Origin of the sequence: Halorussus aquaticus, assembly GCF_024218795.1 — an archaeon.
Classification (GTDB): domain Archaea; phylum Halobacteriota; class Halobacteria; order Halobacteriales; family Haladaptataceae; genus Halorussus; species Halorussus aquaticus.
Genome location: NZ_CP100400.1, coordinates 1,903,013 through 1,919,673 on the forward strand (window position 1 = coordinate 1,903,013; position 16,661 = coordinate 1,919,673).

General features: G+C 66.0%; 17 protein-coding genes and 1 pseudogene. 9 read left to right on the forward strand and 9 right to left on the reverse strand.

The window, feature by feature from the left end; genetic code table 11:
• The first annotated feature begins 1 nt into the window (after position 1).
• From NGM06_RS09795 to NGM06_RS09825, 7 genes and pseudogenes are all read left to right on the forward strand, one after another.
• Positions 2 to 1,033 (forward strand): carbohydrate ABC transporter permease, encoded by a 1,032-nt coding sequence (locus tag NGM06_RS09795; protein ID WP_254266786.1) that lies wholly within the window; start codon positions 2 to 4, stop codon positions 1,031 to 1,033.
• Positions 1,033 to 2,028 (forward strand): carbohydrate ABC transporter permease, encoded by a 996-nt coding sequence (locus NGM06_RS09800; protein WP_254266787.1) that lies wholly within the window; start codon positions 1,033 to 1,035, stop codon positions 2,026 to 2,028. Before NGM06_RS09795 ends, NGM06_RS09800 begins: the two co-directional genes overlap by 1 nt.
• Before the next feature lie 7 nt (positions 2,029 to 2,035).
• Complete coding sequence (locus NGM06_RS09805; RefSeq protein WP_254266788.1) at positions 2,036 to 3,229, forward strand: ABC transporter ATP-binding protein; 1,194 nt, start codon at positions 2,036 to 2,038, stop codon at positions 3,227 to 3,229.
• A gap of 2 nt (positions 3,230 to 3,231) precedes the next feature.
• A complete protein-coding gene (locus NGM06_RS09810) occupies positions 3,232 to 3,432 on the forward strand; it encodes a DUF8005 family protein (protein ID WP_254266789.1) in 201 nt (66 codons plus the stop codon).
• 42 nt (positions 3,433 to 3,474) lie between these two features.
• Positions 3,475 to 4,596 (forward strand): Gfo/Idh/MocA family protein, encoded by a 1,122-nt coding sequence (locus tag NGM06_RS09815; protein WP_254266790.1) that lies wholly within the window; start codon positions 3,475 to 3,477, stop codon positions 4,594 to 4,596.
• Between the two features lie 42 nt (positions 4,597 to 4,638).
• Positions 4,639 to 5,610: a sugar phosphate isomerase/epimerase family protein gene (locus NGM06_RS09820; protein WP_254266791.1), complete on the forward strand. Its 972-nt coding sequence runs from the start codon at positions 4,639 to 4,641 to the stop codon at positions 5,608 to 5,610.
• Between the two features lie 97 nt (positions 5,611 to 5,707).
• Positions 5,708 to 5,884 (forward strand): annotated as a pseudogene (locus tag NGM06_RS09825) (DUF892 family protein); the annotation flags it as partial.
• Positions 5,885 to 5,971: 87 nt separating this feature from the next.
• Here the strand turns inward: NGM06_RS09825 and NGM06_RS09830 are convergent.
• Together NGM06_RS09830 and NGM06_RS09835 are read right to left on the reverse strand one after the other, a co-directional pair.
• Positions 5,972 to 6,553 (reverse strand): GNAT family N-acetyltransferase, encoded by a 582-nt coding sequence (locus NGM06_RS09830; RefSeq protein ID WP_254266792.1) that lies wholly within the window; start codon positions 6,551 to 6,553, stop codon positions 5,972 to 5,974.
• A gap of 57 nt (positions 6,554 to 6,610) precedes the next feature.
• Positions 6,611 to 6,916 (reverse strand): DUF7565 family protein, encoded by a 306-nt coding sequence (locus NGM06_RS09835; protein WP_163522158.1) that lies wholly within the window; start codon positions 6,914 to 6,916, stop codon positions 6,611 to 6,613.
• 126 nt (positions 6,917 to 7,042) lie between these two features.
• Between NGM06_RS09835 and NGM06_RS09840 the strand changes: the two genes are divergently transcribed.
• Entirely contained in the window at positions 7,043 to 9,151 is a 2,109-nt protein-coding gene (locus NGM06_RS09840) for an ABC transporter substrate-binding protein (RefSeq protein WP_254266793.1), read from the forward strand.
• Here NGM06_RS09840 and NGM06_RS09845 read toward each other — a convergent pair whose 3' ends face one another.
• From NGM06_RS09845 to NGM06_RS09855, 3 genes are all read right to left on the reverse strand, one after another.
• Positions 9,152 to 9,823, reverse strand: coding sequence for an HAD family hydrolase (locus tag NGM06_RS09845; protein ID WP_254266794.1), 672 nt, complete (start codon positions 9,821 to 9,823; stop codon positions 9,152 to 9,154).
• Positions 9,824 to 10,042: 219 nt separating this feature from the next.
• Positions 10,043 to 11,197: an acyl-CoA dehydrogenase family protein gene (locus NGM06_RS09850; protein ID WP_254266795.1), complete on the reverse strand. Its 1,155-nt coding sequence runs from the start codon at positions 11,195 to 11,197 to the stop codon at positions 10,043 to 10,045.
• Between the two features lie 73 nt (positions 11,198 to 11,270).
• A complete protein-coding gene (locus NGM06_RS09855) occupies positions 11,271 to 12,926 on the reverse strand; it encodes a long-chain fatty acid--CoA ligase (RefSeq protein WP_254266796.1) in 1,656 nt (551 codons plus the stop codon).
• 112 nt (positions 12,927 to 13,038) lie between these two features.
• Between NGM06_RS09855 and NGM06_RS09860 the strand changes: the two genes are divergently transcribed.
• Complete coding sequence (locus tag NGM06_RS09860) at positions 13,039 to 13,797, forward strand: PHP-associated domain-containing protein (protein ID WP_254266797.1); 759 nt, start codon at positions 13,039 to 13,041, stop codon at positions 13,795 to 13,797.
• A gap of 40 nt (positions 13,798 to 13,837) precedes the next feature.
• Here NGM06_RS09860 and NGM06_RS09865 read toward each other — a convergent pair whose 3' ends face one another.
• The 4 genes from NGM06_RS09865 to NGM06_RS09880 form a co-directional block, all read right to left on the reverse strand.
• On the reverse strand, positions 13,838 to 14,320 hold the full coding sequence (locus tag NGM06_RS09865; protein WP_254266798.1) for a metal-dependent hydrolase: 483 nt from the start codon (positions 14,318 to 14,320) through the stop codon (positions 13,838 to 13,840).
• Positions 14,321 to 14,538: 218 nt separating this feature from the next.
• On the reverse strand, positions 14,539 to 15,060 hold the full coding sequence (locus tag NGM06_RS09870) for a CinA family protein (protein WP_254266799.1): 522 nt from the start codon (positions 15,058 to 15,060) through the stop codon (positions 14,539 to 14,541).
• Between the two features lie 66 nt (positions 15,061 to 15,126).
• A complete protein-coding gene (locus tag NGM06_RS09875) occupies positions 15,127 to 15,732 on the reverse strand; it encodes an NUDIX hydrolase (protein ID WP_254266800.1) in 606 nt (201 codons plus the stop codon).
• 103 nt (positions 15,733 to 15,835) lie between these two features.
• Entirely contained in the window at positions 15,836 to 16,318 is a 483-nt protein-coding gene (locus NGM06_RS09880; RefSeq protein WP_254266801.1) for a DUF7109 family protein, read from the reverse strand.
• Between the last annotated feature and the right edge of the window lie 343 nt (positions 16,319 to 16,661).

Consider the following 16,661-nt stretch of genomic DNA (forward strand, 5'->3'; position numbering starts at 1 on the left):
AATGGCGACTGACCACTCGACGGACGACTTCGAACGCGAGAGCCGTCGGAGCGGCCCGTACGTCCGCGCCGTCCGCTGGATGGAGAACCTCGGCGACACGGCGTTCGCGTACCTGCTCCTGACCCCGGCGTTGCTCATCCTCGGCGTCATCGCGTTCTGGCCGCTGCTCAGGACGTTCGAACTCTCGCTCCACGCCGACCAACTCGTCGGCACCGGCACCGTGGGCGAGTTCGTCGGATTGACAAACTACGTCGAGTTGCTCACCGGCCAGCGGTCGGCCCTGTTGGTGCGGCCGCTGTTGCCGACCGTGGTGTGGAACGGCCAGTTCCCGTTCTTCCACGGCATCGACAACCCGTTCACGGCGGCGCTGACGGTGACGTTTATCTTCACCATCGTGAGCGTCTTCTTCGAGACGGTCATCGGCTTCGGACAGGCGCTGGTCCTCGATCAGGACTTCCGCGGGCGACGGTGGGTCCGGGTCGCCATCATCCTGCCGTGGGCGGTGCCAATCGTGATTCAGGGGATGATATTCTTCCTGCTGTTCCAGCCCAACATCGGGTTCCTCGTGGACCCGCTCCAGAGTCTGGGCGTCTTCAGCGACACGCCGCTGTCGAACAGTGTGGATTCGATGATAATCCTCGTGGTCGCGGACGTGTGGAAGACCTCGGCGTTCATGGCCCTGCTCATCCTCGCGGGCCTCCAGAGCATCGACCGCAACCTCTACGAGGTCGCCCGAGTCACGGGCGCGAGCAAGTGGCAGCAGTTCAAGATGATAACCCTGCCGCTCATCCTGCCGACGGTGCTGGTCGCGATGCTGTTCCGGACCATCGGCGCGCTCCGAATCTTCGGTCTCATCGAGACGGTCACGAGTTGTAGCACGGTGCCGTCGCTGTCGTGTCTGGTCGTCTCGTCGTTCAGTTCGCGCCAGTACGGGACCGCGGCGGCTATCGCGTTCATCACCGCGGGCATCATCGCGGTGGCGGTGTCGGTGTACATCGGCAAGTTCGCCGACGCGCAGGGAGGTGGCGTCTGATGGCTCAGCAGTCGGACACCGTCGGTGTCGACGCCGACGCGGACGCCTCGAAGGGGCCGTTCGGTCGGTGGGCCTCCAAGGCCATCCGCAACCCCGAGCGGGTCTACCGTGCGATGTTCTACGTCGTGACGACATTCTTCCTGTTCACGACGCTGTTCCCGTTCTACTGGCTGTTGGTGCTGGCGGTGACGCCGAACGAGGCTATCACCGGGTTCGGCTTCCCGCCGGTGCCCCACGGGTTCAACCCCGAGGCGTTCCTCACCATCTTCGAGACGGTGCCCTTGCACATCTACGTGCTGAACAGTTTCGTGCTGGGCATCGCCACGACGGTCATCGTTCTGGTCATCGCGAGTCTCGCGGGCTACGTGTTCGGCAGACTCGACTTCCCCGGACGGCGGCCGCTGATGCTGGTGATACTGGCGGTGTCGTACTTCCCGCCGGCGGCGTTCCTGCTGCCGCTGTTCCAACTGTTCACCGGGAACGTCACCGTCGGCCTGTTCGGCGTCTCGGTGTCGAGTCCGAACCTGTACAACACGCCGGTCCCGATGGTGATGCCGTTCACGGCGCTGTTCATGCCGTTGTCCATCTTCATCCTGACGACGTTCTACGGCCAGATTCCGGACGGGTTGGAGGACGCCGCGCGAATCGAGGGGACGACGCGTCTCGGCGCGCTGTTCCGAGTCATCATGCCGCTGTCGGCGCCCGGAGTGGCGACGGCGGGCGTGCTGACGTTCATCTCGGTGTACAACGAGTTCTTCTTCTCGTTCCTGATGAACGACGGACAGGTCGCCTCGAAGCTGACCCAGTTCTTCGCGTCCCAGAACAACTGGGCACCGCTCGTACAGGGCATACTGGCCTATCAGGGGCAATATTCGCAGATGTACAATCTGATGGCGGCCGCGAGCATCGTCGGCGTGCTTCCGGTCGCGGTGCTGGTCGTCATCGCACAGGAGAAGATAGTCAGCGGACTGACCGCGGGAGCGCTCAAGGAGTGATTCCACGATGGGAGACGTAAATCTAGAAGACGTTACGAAAGCGTACGGAGACGTCGTCGCGGTGAACGACATGAACCTCGACATCGAGGACGGCGAGTTCGTCACGCTCGTCGGTCCCTCGGGGTGCGGCAAGTCCACGACGCTGGAGACCATCGCCGGACTCACGAAACCGACGTCCGGCACCATCTCCATCGCGGACCGCGAGGTGACGAACCTGCCGCCGAAGGACCGGGGCATCGCGATGGTGTTCCAGAACATCGCGCTGTTCCCGCACATGGACGTGTACGAGAACATCAGTTTCGGCCTGCGACTGCGCGACTACCCGAAAGACGAGATAGACCGGCGGGTCGAACGCGCCTCCGACATCGTCCAGTTGGAGGGGATGTTAGACCGCATGCCCGACGAGATGTCGGGCGGGCAGCGCCAGCGCGTCGCCATCGCGCGGGCAATCGTGCGCGAACCCGAGGTGTTCCTGATGGACGAACCGCTGGCGAACTTGGACGCCAAGCTTAGAGTCCACATGCGGACGGAACTCCAGCGCCTCCACAAGGAACTGGACACCACCATCATCTACGTCACTCACGATCAGGCCGAGGCGATGACGATGTCCGACCGCATCGCTATCATCGACACCGGCGAACTTCAGCAGATTGCCCCGCCGCTGGTCTGTTACAACGAACCCGCCAACCTCTTCGTCGCGGGGTTCATCGGGTCGCCCTCGATGAACTTCGTCGAGGGCGAGGTCACGTCCGCGGGCCTCTCGACGCCGGACTTCGACGTGGGCTTCGACCCCGAGGCGGTCGGCGTCGAACCGGGCGACCGGGTCACGCTCGGAATCCGACCCGAGGACGTGCATCTCGCGGACGTCGCGGGACAGGCCGCCCACCAGACCGATCCGCTCGACGCGCGGACCGACGTGCTGGAACCGATGGGCGACGAGATATTCGTCTATCTCGAAACGGGCGAGACCGGCGACGACACCGCCATGGGCGGCGATGCGGCAGACGTCGACCAGTTGCTCATGTCGGTCGACCCCGACGCCGACATCGACTCGGACGAACCGGTCGAGGTCGTCTTCGACCGCGAGAGCGTCCACCTCTTCGACACAGACACCGGGGAGGCCATCACGCACTCGGTAGTCGCCGACGAGGCCGACGCCGCGAGCGACGACCGGGCGACCCCGGCGGAGGGCGACGACTGACCATGTCGGAGGCGGCGCTGGTGTACTTCGGCGCGGGCACGCTCCTGTTCTTCTTCTGGGCGTACGGCATCGTGTCGTTCGCGCTCGACTGCAAGAACAGGTTTCTCCCGGCCGCCGCCCGCCTGACCGCCAACTGGCGGGCGCGTCGGCGCGACGAGTCCCGCGAGGAGGAACGCGAGCAGCGCGAACGACAGCTCTACTGACAGTTCGGAACAAACAATATTTCGACACGAAACCGAGAACAAATGACGAGAGACGCTTCACGACGGACGATTCGAATCGGTATCGTCGGACTGGGCGGCATCGGCCATCACCACGCGGAACGCATTGCGGACGCGGCGGGGCGACTCGTCGGCGGCGTCGACATCAGCGCCGACGCCCGCGACCGCTTCGAGGCGACCTACGACGTTCCCACGTTCGAGACCTTCGACGCGCTCTACGACGAGGGCATCGACGCGGCCATCGTCACCACCCCGAACAAGTTCCACGAGGAGTACGCCGTCGAGGCCTTGGAGTCCGGCGTCGACGTTCTCCTCGAAAAGCCGCTGGCCAACACGCTCGACAGCGCCGAGCGAATCGCCGCGGCGGCGCGCGACGCCGACGCCTTCTGCATGGTCGGGTTCAACAACCGGTTCAGTCCCGGCGTCGAGGTGTTCAAGTCGTATCAGGACGAGGGTCGCTTCGGCGACCTCACGCACGTCGAGGCCAACTGGGTCCGACGGCGTGGCATCCCCGGTCGCGGGTCGTGGTTCACCTCCAAGGCGGTCGCGGGCGGCGGCGCGCTGTTGGACATCGGCGTCCACGCCATCGACCTCGCGCTCCACTTCCTCGACTTCCCCGAAGTCGTCGAGGTCACGGGCGACACCCGCTCGGAGTTCGGCGGCCGCGACGACTACACGTACCTCGAAATGTACGGCGAGGACGTGGAAGACGCCGAGTTCGACGTGGACGACCACGCCTCTGCCTACATCCGGACCGCCGAGGGCCAGTCGATTTCGCTGGAAGTCGCGTGGGCGACTAACCGCCCGCCGAACAACGAGTTCGTCGCGCAGGGGACCGACGGCGGCGCGACGTTCGACCGGGAGACCGGCGACCTCACGGTCCATCGCGTGAGCGATACGGGCGCGGCCCACTTCGAGGACGCGGCAATCGAGACCCGGAGCAACGACACCCACAAGCGCGAACAGCAGGCCTTCTTCGAGGCCGTCCGCACCGGCGAAGCGCCGGACCGTAACACCGTCGAACAGGCGCTGACCGTCCAGCGCGTCATCGACGCCATCTACCGGTCGGCCGAGACCGGTCGCGCGGTCGAACTCTCGGAGTCGAGCGACGAAGCAGTCGCGACGCCCGAGAAACCGCGCCAGTAACGACCCACGAACGCAATCACCACATTTACCCATTTCAGAGAGATGGACGTAGGAGTACTCACCGTTCCGTTCGGAGACGAATCGCTCGAAGCGACCGCCGAATACCTCTGCGACATCGGGGTCGGCGCAGTCGAACTCGGCTGTGGCGGCCACCCCGGCGAGGACCACCTGTCGCGCTCGGAGTACCTCGACGACGAGGACGCGCAGGCCGAACTGCTCGCCCTGCTGGACGAGTACGACTTGCGAATCTCGGCGCTGGCGACGCACAACAACCCGCTGCACCCCGACGAGGAGACGGCCGCGGAGGCCGACACCGAACTCCGGGAGGCCATCGAACTCGCCGACCAGTTGGACGTGAACACGGTCACGTGCTTCTCGGGGCTTCCCGCGGGGAGTCCCGACGACGAGACGCCCAACTGGGTCACCGCACCGTGGCCGGGCGAACACGCCGAGGCCCACGAGTACCAGTGGGAGGAAGTCGCCGTCCCGTACTGGTCGGACCTCGCGGACCACGCCGCCGACCACGGCGTGGACGTGGCTATCGAGATGCACCCGAACATGCTCGTGTACGAGCCATCGGGGATGCTGCGCCTGCGCGAGGCGACCAACGAACACGTCGGCGCGAACTTCGACCCCTCCCACCTCTACTGGCAGGGCATCGACGTGCCCGAGGCGATTCGGTTCCTCGGCGAGCGCGACGCCATCCACCACTTCCACGCCAAGGACACCAAGGTCTACGACGCCGAGGCCCGAACCAAAGGCGTCCTCGACACGACGCCCTACGACGAGGAGGCCGACCGCTCGTGGCTGTTCCGGTCGGTCGGGTACGGCCACGGGGAGGACCACTGGAAGGACGTCGTCAGCACGCTCCGGATGGTGGGCTACGACGGCGCGCTCTCCATCGAACACGAGGACTCGCTGACCAGTTCCCGCGAGGGACTGGAGAAGGCGGTGGACCTGCTCCGGCGGGCAGTGTTCCGCGACCAACCCGGCGACGCCTACTGGACGGAGTGAGAGAGGCGAACGGACGACCCTCGACTGCGGGTCGGTCGGCTATCAGTTCGTGGAGACGGCTCGCGCGAACGCCTCGGGGTGCGAACAGGCCTTCGACATGGCAGACGCCTCGTCCGGCGACGAGGAGTGCGAGGCCACGCGAGGCATCGTCGAGAAACACGAGGTGTTCGTCTCCTCGAACCCAGAGCGAGGCGAAAGAGACGTGTTCGACGTGACCGCCGGACAGAAGACAGAGCACTACGAGATAGCCACCTACGGTAACCTCGCCGAACTCGCCGACCGACTCGGCATGGACAAGGCGGGCGACATCCTCCCCGAGAACCTCGAAGAGGAGTTCCCCGACCGGAGTCGCTTCTTTTCGCTACCCGCCGGTGTCGTACTTGTAGGTCGCGCTGTTGGGGTCGATGCCGAAGTCCTCGGCGGACTCCTCCGGTTCGGGTTCCTCCTCGTGAGGTTGGGCGCGCTTGAACCGCTCGCGGAGGCGGTCGGGCATGACGAACTCGTCGGTGTCGAGGACCATCGCGACGGCGTCGGGGTCGGACCCATCTCGCTTGTCGTCGAGGCGTTCGCGGAGTCGGTCGGGCAGGTCGCTCGTCTCGACGCCGCGGAACCCGAACTGCGCGAGGTAGTCCGTCGCGCTCGTCAGCGAGAACACCGCGTCGAACCCCTGGTCGCGGGCGTGCTCGACCAGTCGCTCGACGACGTGCGCGCCGACGCCCTGCCTGCGCCACGATTCGAGCACCCCGATGCTGGTCAACTCGCAGAGTTCCCGGTCGTCGGTCTTGTGAATCCGGATGCGGCCGAACCCCGCCTTCTCGCCCGACGTCTCGTCGATGGCGACCACGTAGTCGCGGGAACGGAACGCGGTTTCGTCGAGACCCATCGCCTCGATGTGGTCCAACAGCCAGACTTCCTCCCTGTTTTTCGCGTCCCGGACGTACATGGCTGTGAGTTGGCCGTCAGAGCGTAAAAAGCTGTGGCGCGAGGGGCCGAATGGGCGTTACAGACCGCCGGTCACTTCGTCGAGTCGGTTCACGACCTGCTGGAGGTCGGCCTCGTCCTCGATGGCGTCGCGGACGCGCTCGCGCTGGCGGACCTCCGCGGCGCTCGCGCCGTAGGCACGCACGTACTCCGCGCGGGAGTGTTCGTTGAACGCGTGCCGGATGGCGAAGTAGCCGTCTGGAACGACCGACCCGCAGACCTTGCACTCGCGGCGCTTGTGGTCGGTGGTCTGGTGGACGATGGCTTCCTCGACGTCGTCGAACGTCTCGCTACAACTGTCGATGCCGCACTCCCAGTCGGTCATTATCGGTTTGGTCGAATCGCCGCGACAACAAGCTTTCGACCGATTGAGTCCGGTGGACGCGGACCCCTTGTAAATACCTTCATAACTAACCATTATCTTCATTCGTCGGACCGACTACCCGCAGATATGGGTACTGATAACCCATCAGATTTCGAGAGCGGTCGGCGACGGTTTCTGAAAGCGAGCGGTGCGGGGGCGGTCGGGATTTCGTTCTCCGGCGCGGCGGACGCCGCGGAACGCGACGCGACGCCAGAGTCGACGATAACCGATGCGGCGGACGTGACGGCACAGAACGTCTCGGAGGGCGGCGTCTTCACCATGGGGATGGCCCAGCAACCGAGGGGACTGAACCCCCTCTCGACCTCCTCGGCCTACTCGTGGGTGATACTGGACCTCGTGTATCAGGGGGGAACGACGGTGGACCCGGTGGAGTTCGAGGTTCGGCCGAACGTCTACACCGACTGGACCGTCGAGAACGCCGGTGGTCAGAACGCGAGCCCCGACGTGTACTTCGACGTCCGCGACGGACTGACGTGGACCGACGGGGAGGAACTCACCGTCGAGGACGTGGTGTTCACGTACAACTACATGAAGGAACAGCAACCGGGGCGGTACGCCTCCACCATCGACCCGATAGAGACGGTCGAGAAGGCCTCGAACGGGGACTGGGACGTCCACATGAAACTCGCCAAGCCCATCGGGACCTACGCGAGCAACCAGTTGGCGATACCGATACTGCCCCAACACATCTGGTCGAACGTGGACAGCTACCGGCAGTACTCCCCGGCCGAGAACGACGGGCCGGTCGGACTCGGGCCGGGAACGGTCGCGAGTTACGACGCGGCCACCGCCGTCGAAGTCCAGTTCCGGGACGACTACCCGCTCGGGAGCCTCGACTGGCGCGAACAGGTGGACAAACTCGTTGCGGGCGGGCCGTTCCTCGACTCCGTTCGGTTCAAGATATTCGGGAGCGACTCCGCGCTCCAGCAGGCGTTCCTCCGGGGGAACATAGACAGCCTCTACGACTCCATCAACGTCTCGAAGATAGAGCAGGCCCGGAAGAATCAGGGCCAGAAGCTGGTTCAGGGCGACGACACGGGCTTCGGGTACTTCGCGTACAATATGCGGCGCGTACCCCTCGACGACGCCACGTTCCGGCAGGCGACCTCGATGGTGTTCGACGACTACTTCTGGACCGAACGGCTTCAACAGGGCTACTCGTACATGGGCGACTTCGTGATGCCGCCGGGGTTCACCGCGGTCCGGCCCGAGACGGGCGTCGAAGGTGCGAAACTGCTGGAAGCGCCCGCGACCAACGCCTTCGAGTTCCGCCAGTCCGAACCCGGCGTGCCCGACATCGAGGGCGTCCGAACGTTCCTCACCGAGGGGAAGGTCATCGACGGCAACTCCGGGACCTACGTCGGCAAGGAGTACCCCGGTAGCCTGACCGGCGTGACCGGCGGCCAGTCGGAGGCCAAGCACGACTACACGTTCGGCCCGGTCCAGTCGCAGGTGCTGCGAGAGACCGACGGCGTCGAACAGGAGATTCGCGTGGACGGCCAGACCATCACTCAGGCCCACGGCGGACCGCTTGAAGTGTTCGTCTACCCCGCCAAGGACACGCCGAAACTCGCCAAGATGACGACGCGCTGGGTGGACATGCTCCAGCGACTCGGCGTCCCGGCGACGGTGAAGGTGATGTCGTTCAACACGATGCTCGGCCGGGTGTACTCTCAGGAGGACTTCGACATCTACCCGATGGGGTGGTCGGACCTCTCGCCGTTCGCCACCGGAACGCTGTACAACATCTTCCACAGCGACAACGCCGACGACCACTCGGAACTCGAAGGCTACGACCAGAAGAACACGACGACCCAACTCAACAACGCGATGGGGTACGGACTGGCCGACGCCGGGGCCGACGACCTCATCTCGCGCGCCCGGACGACCATGCAGGCCGAGAAGCGCAACCAGATAGCCCGGCGGGCCATCGAGCGCATCTACCTCGACTTCCCGTACATGGTGTACGGCTACGACAAGGTCATGTGGCCGGTCAACGGGGCGGACTTCGCCGGTTACGTCCCTGAGATTCCCGGCCCCGGCGCGGCGAACCTCTCGGTCCAACTGATGCAGATTCACCAGTCGGGCGGCGGTGGCGGAAACGGGGGCGGCGGAACCACCACCGACGGCGGCAACAGCACGGCGAGCAACGCCCCAGCAGACGGCGGGAACTGACTACTCGAACAGGGCGGGGACGTCGCGGAGCGACGTGACGGTCGCGTCCGGCCGACGCTCCCGACTCTCTGCGCTTCTCTCGCCCTCGTCAGCTACATCTTCAGTGACGTAGACGCCGGTGAACCCGACGTCCTGTGCGGGGCGCACGTCGCGTTCGAGGTCGTCGGCCACGAAGGCGTACTCGTCGGCCGAAACCGCGTCCCTCGCGGCCGCGAAGATTTCCGGGTCGGGCTTGTCCGCGCCCACGTCGCCGGAGACCACCACCGCGTCGAAGTACCCCGCGAGGTCGTGGCGGGCGAGTTTGCGGCGCTGAGCGCGCGCACCGCCGTTCGTCAGCACGCCGAGCGCGCAGTCGGCCGCCGCCAGCGCGTCCAGCGCTTCGCCGACGCCCGGTCGGAGGTCGGTCGCGGCCGCCTCGCGCTGAGTGTAGGTCTCCGCGAGCGCCTCGGCGCTCGGGTCGAGGTCGTACGCCGCCCGGAGGTCGGCCATCGCCGCCCGGTACGGTTCGGCGTGACACGCGGCCAGATGGTCGAAGAAGGCGTCGAAGTAGTAATCGCGGCGCTCCGCGTCGGCCCGGACGCCGTGGTCGGCCAGCGCCGCCTCGAACAGCGCCGCGAAGTCGTCGGGGAGTTCGACCAGCGTCCCGTCGAGGTCGAAGAAGACCGCTCGCATGCGACGGGATTCTCGTTCACTCGCGAAAAAGGTCGGGGCTGTGTGTGACTATGTAGCAAGATAGGGCTTCTTCCGACGTTCGCGACCGAGTAGCGGCAGCGACTATCCGCGTCGATAGGACCGCACCCCGCCGTCCATGGTGGAGAACACGATAAATTGTCGTGCGCGATATCGAACCGAAGAGAGTACCGTACTGCTGACGAATTTGTCCGGGCGACGCTACGATTGCTTGTAGATGAGATTCCGCTGAATCTCGTTCGCGCCCTCGTAGACGACCGGGATGCGCACGTCCCGGTACACTCGGGCGATGCGGCGGTCGGTCAGGATGGAGCGTCCGCCGTGGAACTGCATCCCCTGCTCGGCGCAGTCGGTGGCGGTTTCGGTGGCCTTGGTCTTGGCCATCGCGGCCCAGAGTCCGGCGTTGTCGCCGTCCCGGACCTTCTCGGCGGCGCGGTAGGTCAGCGCGCGCGCCGACTCGAACTCCATGCGCATGTCGGCGAGTCCGTGCTGGACCGCCTGAAAGTCGGCGATGGTGCGGCCGAACTCCTCGCGGCCGTGGACGAACTCCCACGCCTCCTCTATCGCGGCGGCCGCGAGACCGAGACCGTGTCCGGCCACGACCGTCCGGCCGTGGTTGAAGAACTCCGCGAGCAGCATGAACCCGGCACCCTCGTTCCCGACGAGGTTCGACTCGGGAATCCGGCAGTCGTCGAAGACGATGTGGGCCTGCTTGCTCGCCCGCATCCCCATCTTCTCCGGGATGTGTTCGGCGTCGTACCCCTCGGCGTCTGTCGGCACGATGAACAGCGAGTGGTTGCCGTAGCGGTTGTCCTCGTTGTCGCCCGTCCGGGCGTACACCGTCAGCCAGTCGCCCTCGACGCCGTTTCCGATCCAGTACTTCTCGCCGTTCAGCACCCACTCGCCGGTCTCTTCGTCCTTCTCGGCGGTGGTCTGCATCCCCGAGAGGTCGCTCCCCGTGTCGGGTTCCGACACCGCGAGTCCGGTAATCTGGTCGCCCTCCGCGACCGGGCGGAGGTACTCCTCCTTCTGCTCGTCGGTGCCGTACTCCTCGACGATTTCCGCGCCGAAACTGGCGAGTTGGAGCGTGAGCGCGATGCCCGCGTCGGCCCGGAACCACTCCTCGGCCACGGCGAGCATCTGGACCACGTCGAGGCCGCGGCCGCCCCACTCCTCGCCGATGTCTTGGGCGACGAGTCCGGCGTCCTGACCCGCTTTGAGGATATCTTCGGGGTACGTCCCCTCCCGGAAGTACTCCTCGGCGTTCGGTGCGACGTGTTCCGCGGCGAACTCGCGGGCCTCGTGTTTCACGTCGCGTGCGTACTCGGGGACGATGTCGTCGGCGAGAAGTTCCATACCGAATCGAAGGCCCACGCCCGGAAAATACCTCGGGGTTACGCCTCGCCTCGGAGCTGTCCTCGTCCCGGCGTCACTCCTCGTCGGGCGCGGCCTCTTCCGGAACGTCGCCGTCCACGAGCGACTGGTCGTCGTACTGGTCGCGCAACACCTTCTTGTCGAACTTCCCGGTCGCCGTCTTGGGAACTGACTCGATGAACACCACCTCGTCGGGTGCCCACCAGCGGGGGTACTCCTCGCTGATGCTGGCGAGCAGTTCCTCCTTCAGCGTCTCTTGGTCGGCCCGAGCCTTCGCCACCACGAACGCGACGGGTCGCTCCTGCCAGCGCTCGTGGGGGACGCCGACGACGGTGGCCTCGGCGACGTCGTCGTGGGCCATCAGCGCGTTCTCCAGTTCGAGCGAGGATATCCACTCGCCGCCGCTCTTGATGACGTCCTTGGCGCGGTCCACGATTTTGATGTAGCCGTCCTCGTCGACGGTCACCACGTCGCCGGTCTTGAGCCACTCGCCGTCGAAGTCCTCCTCGTTGGCCTCGGGGCGCTGGAAGTACGACTGGGTGACCCACGGTCCCTTGATGTAGAGTTCGCCGAAGTCCTCGCCGTTCCACGGAATCTCCTCGTCCTCGTCGCCGACGACCTTGAACTCCAGTCCGGGCATGATGAGGCCCTGCTTGCCGCGCTTGTCGTACTGACTGTCGGCGTCCCACTCCTCCATGCCGTCCTTGAGGTGCGAGACGCTACCGATGGGCGCGGTTTCGGTCATCCCCCACGCGTGGAGGACGTTCACGTCGTACTCCTCGTCGAACCGCCGGATGACCGACTTGGGCGCGGCGCTCCCGCCGATGACGATGGTCTCGAGCGACGAGATGTCGGCGTCGTTGTCCTCCAGATACTCCAGCAGTCCGAGCCACACCGTCGGGACGCCCGCGGTGAAGGTGACGCCCTCGCTCTCGATGAGTTCGGCGAGGTCCGCGGGTTCGGGCGACGGACCGGGGTAGACGTGGGTCGCTCCGGCGGCGGTCGCCGAGTAGGGCATCCCCCACGCGTTGACGTGGAACATCGGGACGACCGGCATTATCACGTCGGACTCGTCGAACTCCAGTCCCTGCGGCGTCAGCGAGGCCATGGTGTGGGCCCAGAGCATCTGCTGGGTGTACTCGACGCCCTTCGGGTCGCCGGTGGTGCCGGAGGTGTAACACATCCCCGCGGGCGTGTCGCCCGAGAGACTCGGCCAGTCGTAGTCGGCCGACTCGTCGGCGACGAACGACTCGTAGTCGGTCACGGGAGCGAGGTCGGTGTCGGGGACCTCCTCGTCCATCACGACGAACTGCTCGACGCTCTCGAACGCCTCGGAGTCGGCCGCGCCTTCGAGTTTCTCGACCAGCGAGGCGTCCACGAAGATGAGTCTGTCTCCGGCGTTCTCCACGATGTGTTCGATGTGGTGGTCCGGGAGGAGCGGGTTGATGGTGTGGAGTTGCCTGCCGGAGTTGGGCACGCCGAAGTAGGTCTCGAAGTGGCGGTGGTGGTTCCAGCAGAAGGTGGCGACCCGGTCGCCCGATTCGATGCCTGCCGCGTCGAGGGCGTTCGCCAGTTGCGCGGTACGGTCCTCGAACGTCGCGTAGTCGTACCGTTCGACGCCGCGGTTAGTGCGCGACACGATTTCGGTATCGGGGTACAGTTTCGCCGCGCGCCACAGGAACGGTCGAAGCGTCGGGTCTGCGCCTGCCATATCCGCGACTTGGTTTCCGGGTTCATATGACTTGCTACCACAGTGCGCTAGCCGTGGGGCGTTTACTCGCTAAATCAGAATCGTTATCAGCGACGTGTCGAAACGAACGCACGTGACAGGGGGCGAGTCGTTCCGCGTGGACCTCCACGTGAAGGTGTTGGACGAGTCGGTGGTCGAGCGCGCCAAGGAGCGGGGCCTCGACGCTATCGTGTACGCACCTCACTTCACGCGCTTGCCGGACGTCCGCGAGCAGGCCGCTCGCTTCTCGGACGACGACCTGCTGGTCGTCCCCGGCAGGGAAGTGTTCACCGGGGACTGGCGGAACCGCAGGCACCTCCTCGCGGTCGGTCTCGACGACCCGGTTCCGGACTTCATCCCGTTCGACGAAGCGGTGGACGAGTTCGATAGACAGGACGCCGCGGTCCTCGCGCCCCACCCCGAGTTCCTCAACGTCTCGCTGTCGGAGTCGGACTTCTCGGCGTACCGCGACCGAATCGACGCCGTCGAGACGTACAACTCCAAGCACTGGCCTCACCACAACGAGCGCGCCCGGGAGTTGGCCGCCGAGTACGACCTCCCGGCGTTCACGTCGTCGTACGCCCACCTGCGGGGGTCGGTCGGCGAGGCGTGGACCGAGTTCCGGCGGTCGTTCGACGCGGCCGACGAACTGGTCGCGGCGCTGAAGGAGGGCGTCCCGCGCAGAATCGTCCGCCGGTCGGGGTGGCGACACGAACTCCGGTGCGCCGCCGAGTTCGCCCACCTCGGCTGGGAGAACTCCTACGAGAAACTCGACCGACTGTTCCTCTCGGGGATGGAACCGACCCACCCCGACCACATCGCCTACGACGACCGGTTCGACGGCGTCTACTGACTTAGAACTGGTAACGACGCGAAACGCGGGTTCCGGACGGCTACAGGAGTCCCCCGACCGTCGCCGTGAGGTCCTGAATCGGCAGTTGGAGGTGGACGACGCCCGCGATTACCGCGACCTCCAGAATCGAGATAACGACCGTGACGAGACCGGCGCGCTCGCTGGAGACCGCGACGCCGACCGGCAGGCCGTACTCCTTCGTGTAGGGGTAGAACAGCGCGATACCCCGCTTGCTCCCCACCACGTCCAGCACGTAGTGGGTCGCCACGCCTATCCAGACGTAGTGGAGGTTGCCGAAGTAGACGGGCCAAGCGTAGAACAGCGCCAGCACGGGCAGGTTGTGGAGCGTCTTGCGGTGCTTGCCGAAGGCGGTGTCCACGTCCGGGAACAGCGCGCCGAGGACGACCGGCACGGAGATCTCCGCGATGGCCCGAAACGTCGGCACGTCGCCCGCGGGGTGAAAGACGTACCCCAGACCGATGCTCAACAGGACCGCGTTCAGAACGTGTCCCTCCTTGTTCATGCGTTTTCCCCGGTCACGTCCGACTTCTTATCCGGGGAGGACTCAAGGGTTTCCCTCCGATGTCTGACGCGCGTCTTGCGATTCGGAGCCGTCGCTCCGTCTGAATCCGGAACGCGCCCGCTCCCGAACTGCGCGCTCGATGATACCCGCACTGTTCGGACACTCCGCCGTTGGAGAGTCCTTCTTCGGCGCTCCGTCCGTCTTGGACTCCACCTCGCTCAGTCCGCCCGCGACTCCACCTCGCTCAGTACGTCCCGCAACGCCTGCCGGGCTATCTGGTCCTTTATCTCCCGCCGACTCCCGTCGAACTCGTAGCGCGAGACCACGGAGTACGACTCCTGCGTTCCCCAGTCGCCCGCGTAGGCGACGCCGACGAAGACTGTGCCGACCGGTTTCTCGTCGCTCCCGCCGGTCGGTCCCGCGATGCCTGTCGTCGCCGCGCCCCACGTCGTCCCCGCGGCGTCCCGGACCCCGCGGGCCATCTGGCGCGCGACGGGTTCGCTGACCGCGCCGCGGTCGTCCAACTCTTCGCGGGCGACGCCGAGGTCCTGCAACTTGGCGTCGTAGGAGTAGGTCACGAACCCGCGGTCGAAGTAGTCGCTCGACCCCGGCACGTCGGTCAGCAGCGACCCGACCAGACCGCCGGTGCAGGACTCGGCCACCGCGACGGTCTGGTCGGCCGCGCGCAGGGCGTCTCCGATGCGCTCCTCCACGGGCGGGTCCTCGGCGTCGTCGTTCATACCTGTCACTGAGGAGGGCCAATCGAATGAAGGTACGGGACGCGCCGGACGGGCGCTTCGTGAGTCCTACTTCCCCTGTCGAACGTCGGCGTCCGGGTCCACCACCCTATCGACGTCCTCGGGCGCGCGCCAGTCGGTCGTCAACTCCAGCAGTTGGACCAGAATCCGGGCAGTCGCGCCCCAGACCGTGTACCCGCCGACGTGAAAGAAGTGGACGATGGCTTCGCCGTACTGGGGATGCTCCCGGCGCTCGACCTCGTGGTTGTCCGGGTCCAGCAGTCCGGCGACGGGAAGCACCGCGATTTCGGCGACCTCGCGCTCGTCCGGGGTGTACTCCCGGTCGGGGACGGTGGCGACGTAGGGCGTGACCGCGTACCTGCTCGTCGTCCGGATGTCGTCGAGTCGGCCGACGATGTCCGCCTCCTCCGGGCGCAGGCCGATCTCCTCCTCGGCCTCCCGAAGCGCGGTGGCCCGGAGGTCGGCGTCGCTCGGTTCGCGGCCGCCGCCCGGGAAACTCATCTGCCCGGCGTGTTCGCCGAGGTGGTCGGCCCGCTTGGTGAACAGGAGGTAGTGGTCGCCCTCCCGCTCGACCACGGGTGCCAACACCGCCGCGTCGTGGTCCTCGTCGGGAACGTCCCGCGGGACGTGTTCGGCCACGCGACCCAGTTCCATACCCGCCACGTCGTACTCCGTCGTCTTAATTTGCCCGTCCTGTCGCCACGTCGGGTGCTGGTTCGGTCGGCGACCCGAGACTATCCTCCGCGCCGACGCTCTCCTACTCGAACGCCCGGTCGAGCGTCTCGCGCACGTCGTCGGTCCCGACGGGTGCCCACGCTTCGAGGTCGTAGCTCACGTCCAGCAGTTCCTCGGCGCGATCGGTGTCGCCCGCGGCCGCGACCGTTCGTGCCTCCTCGCGCAGGCGCTCGGCGACCGACTCGCCGAGACCCTCGCGGTCTAGCTCTCGGTCGGGGACGTCCAGAATGTGCGGGAGGTCCTCGCCGTTCTCGGGCACCGTGGGGAACGCCGCAGGTCCGGCGACGAGAACGCACTCGGCGTCGCGCTCGCCCCCGCCGCCGGTCTCCGTCTCCACGAGGTAGTACGCCTCGACCGCACGCTCGATTTCGGCCGCGAACGCCTCGCGCTCGACCTCCTTGCCCTGCTTGAACGCGAGTTCGACCAGCGCCTGTTCGAGTTCGTCGCGCGTGAGTCCGTCGAAGAGGTCTACCACCCCGGCGAGTTCGTCTTTGGTGTCGGCCATTCGTTATCGGGAGGGGTTCTCGCTGGGGCTTAGTTGTTCGGGAAGCGAATTCGGACAATCTAGGTCACGGCGTTCTGAAACGGTCTTCGGTTGTCGTTAGCAGGGGGTTGTGGAAAGCCCCCGCCCGGTCGCGGTCGCTCAGCGACATATCCTCGGCTCACTTCGTTCGCCTCGTATAGGGGTCGCTGAGACGACCATGGGCCGCAGGCCCGCGACCGGGCGGCCCCTTTCATCCACTCGGACGGTGGATTCGTCGGACGACCATGCATTTTCGAATGCCTAACTCATACGAACCTTCAAATACTGAGACGAGACCAATCCAGACCGGACGCCTCGCGCGGTT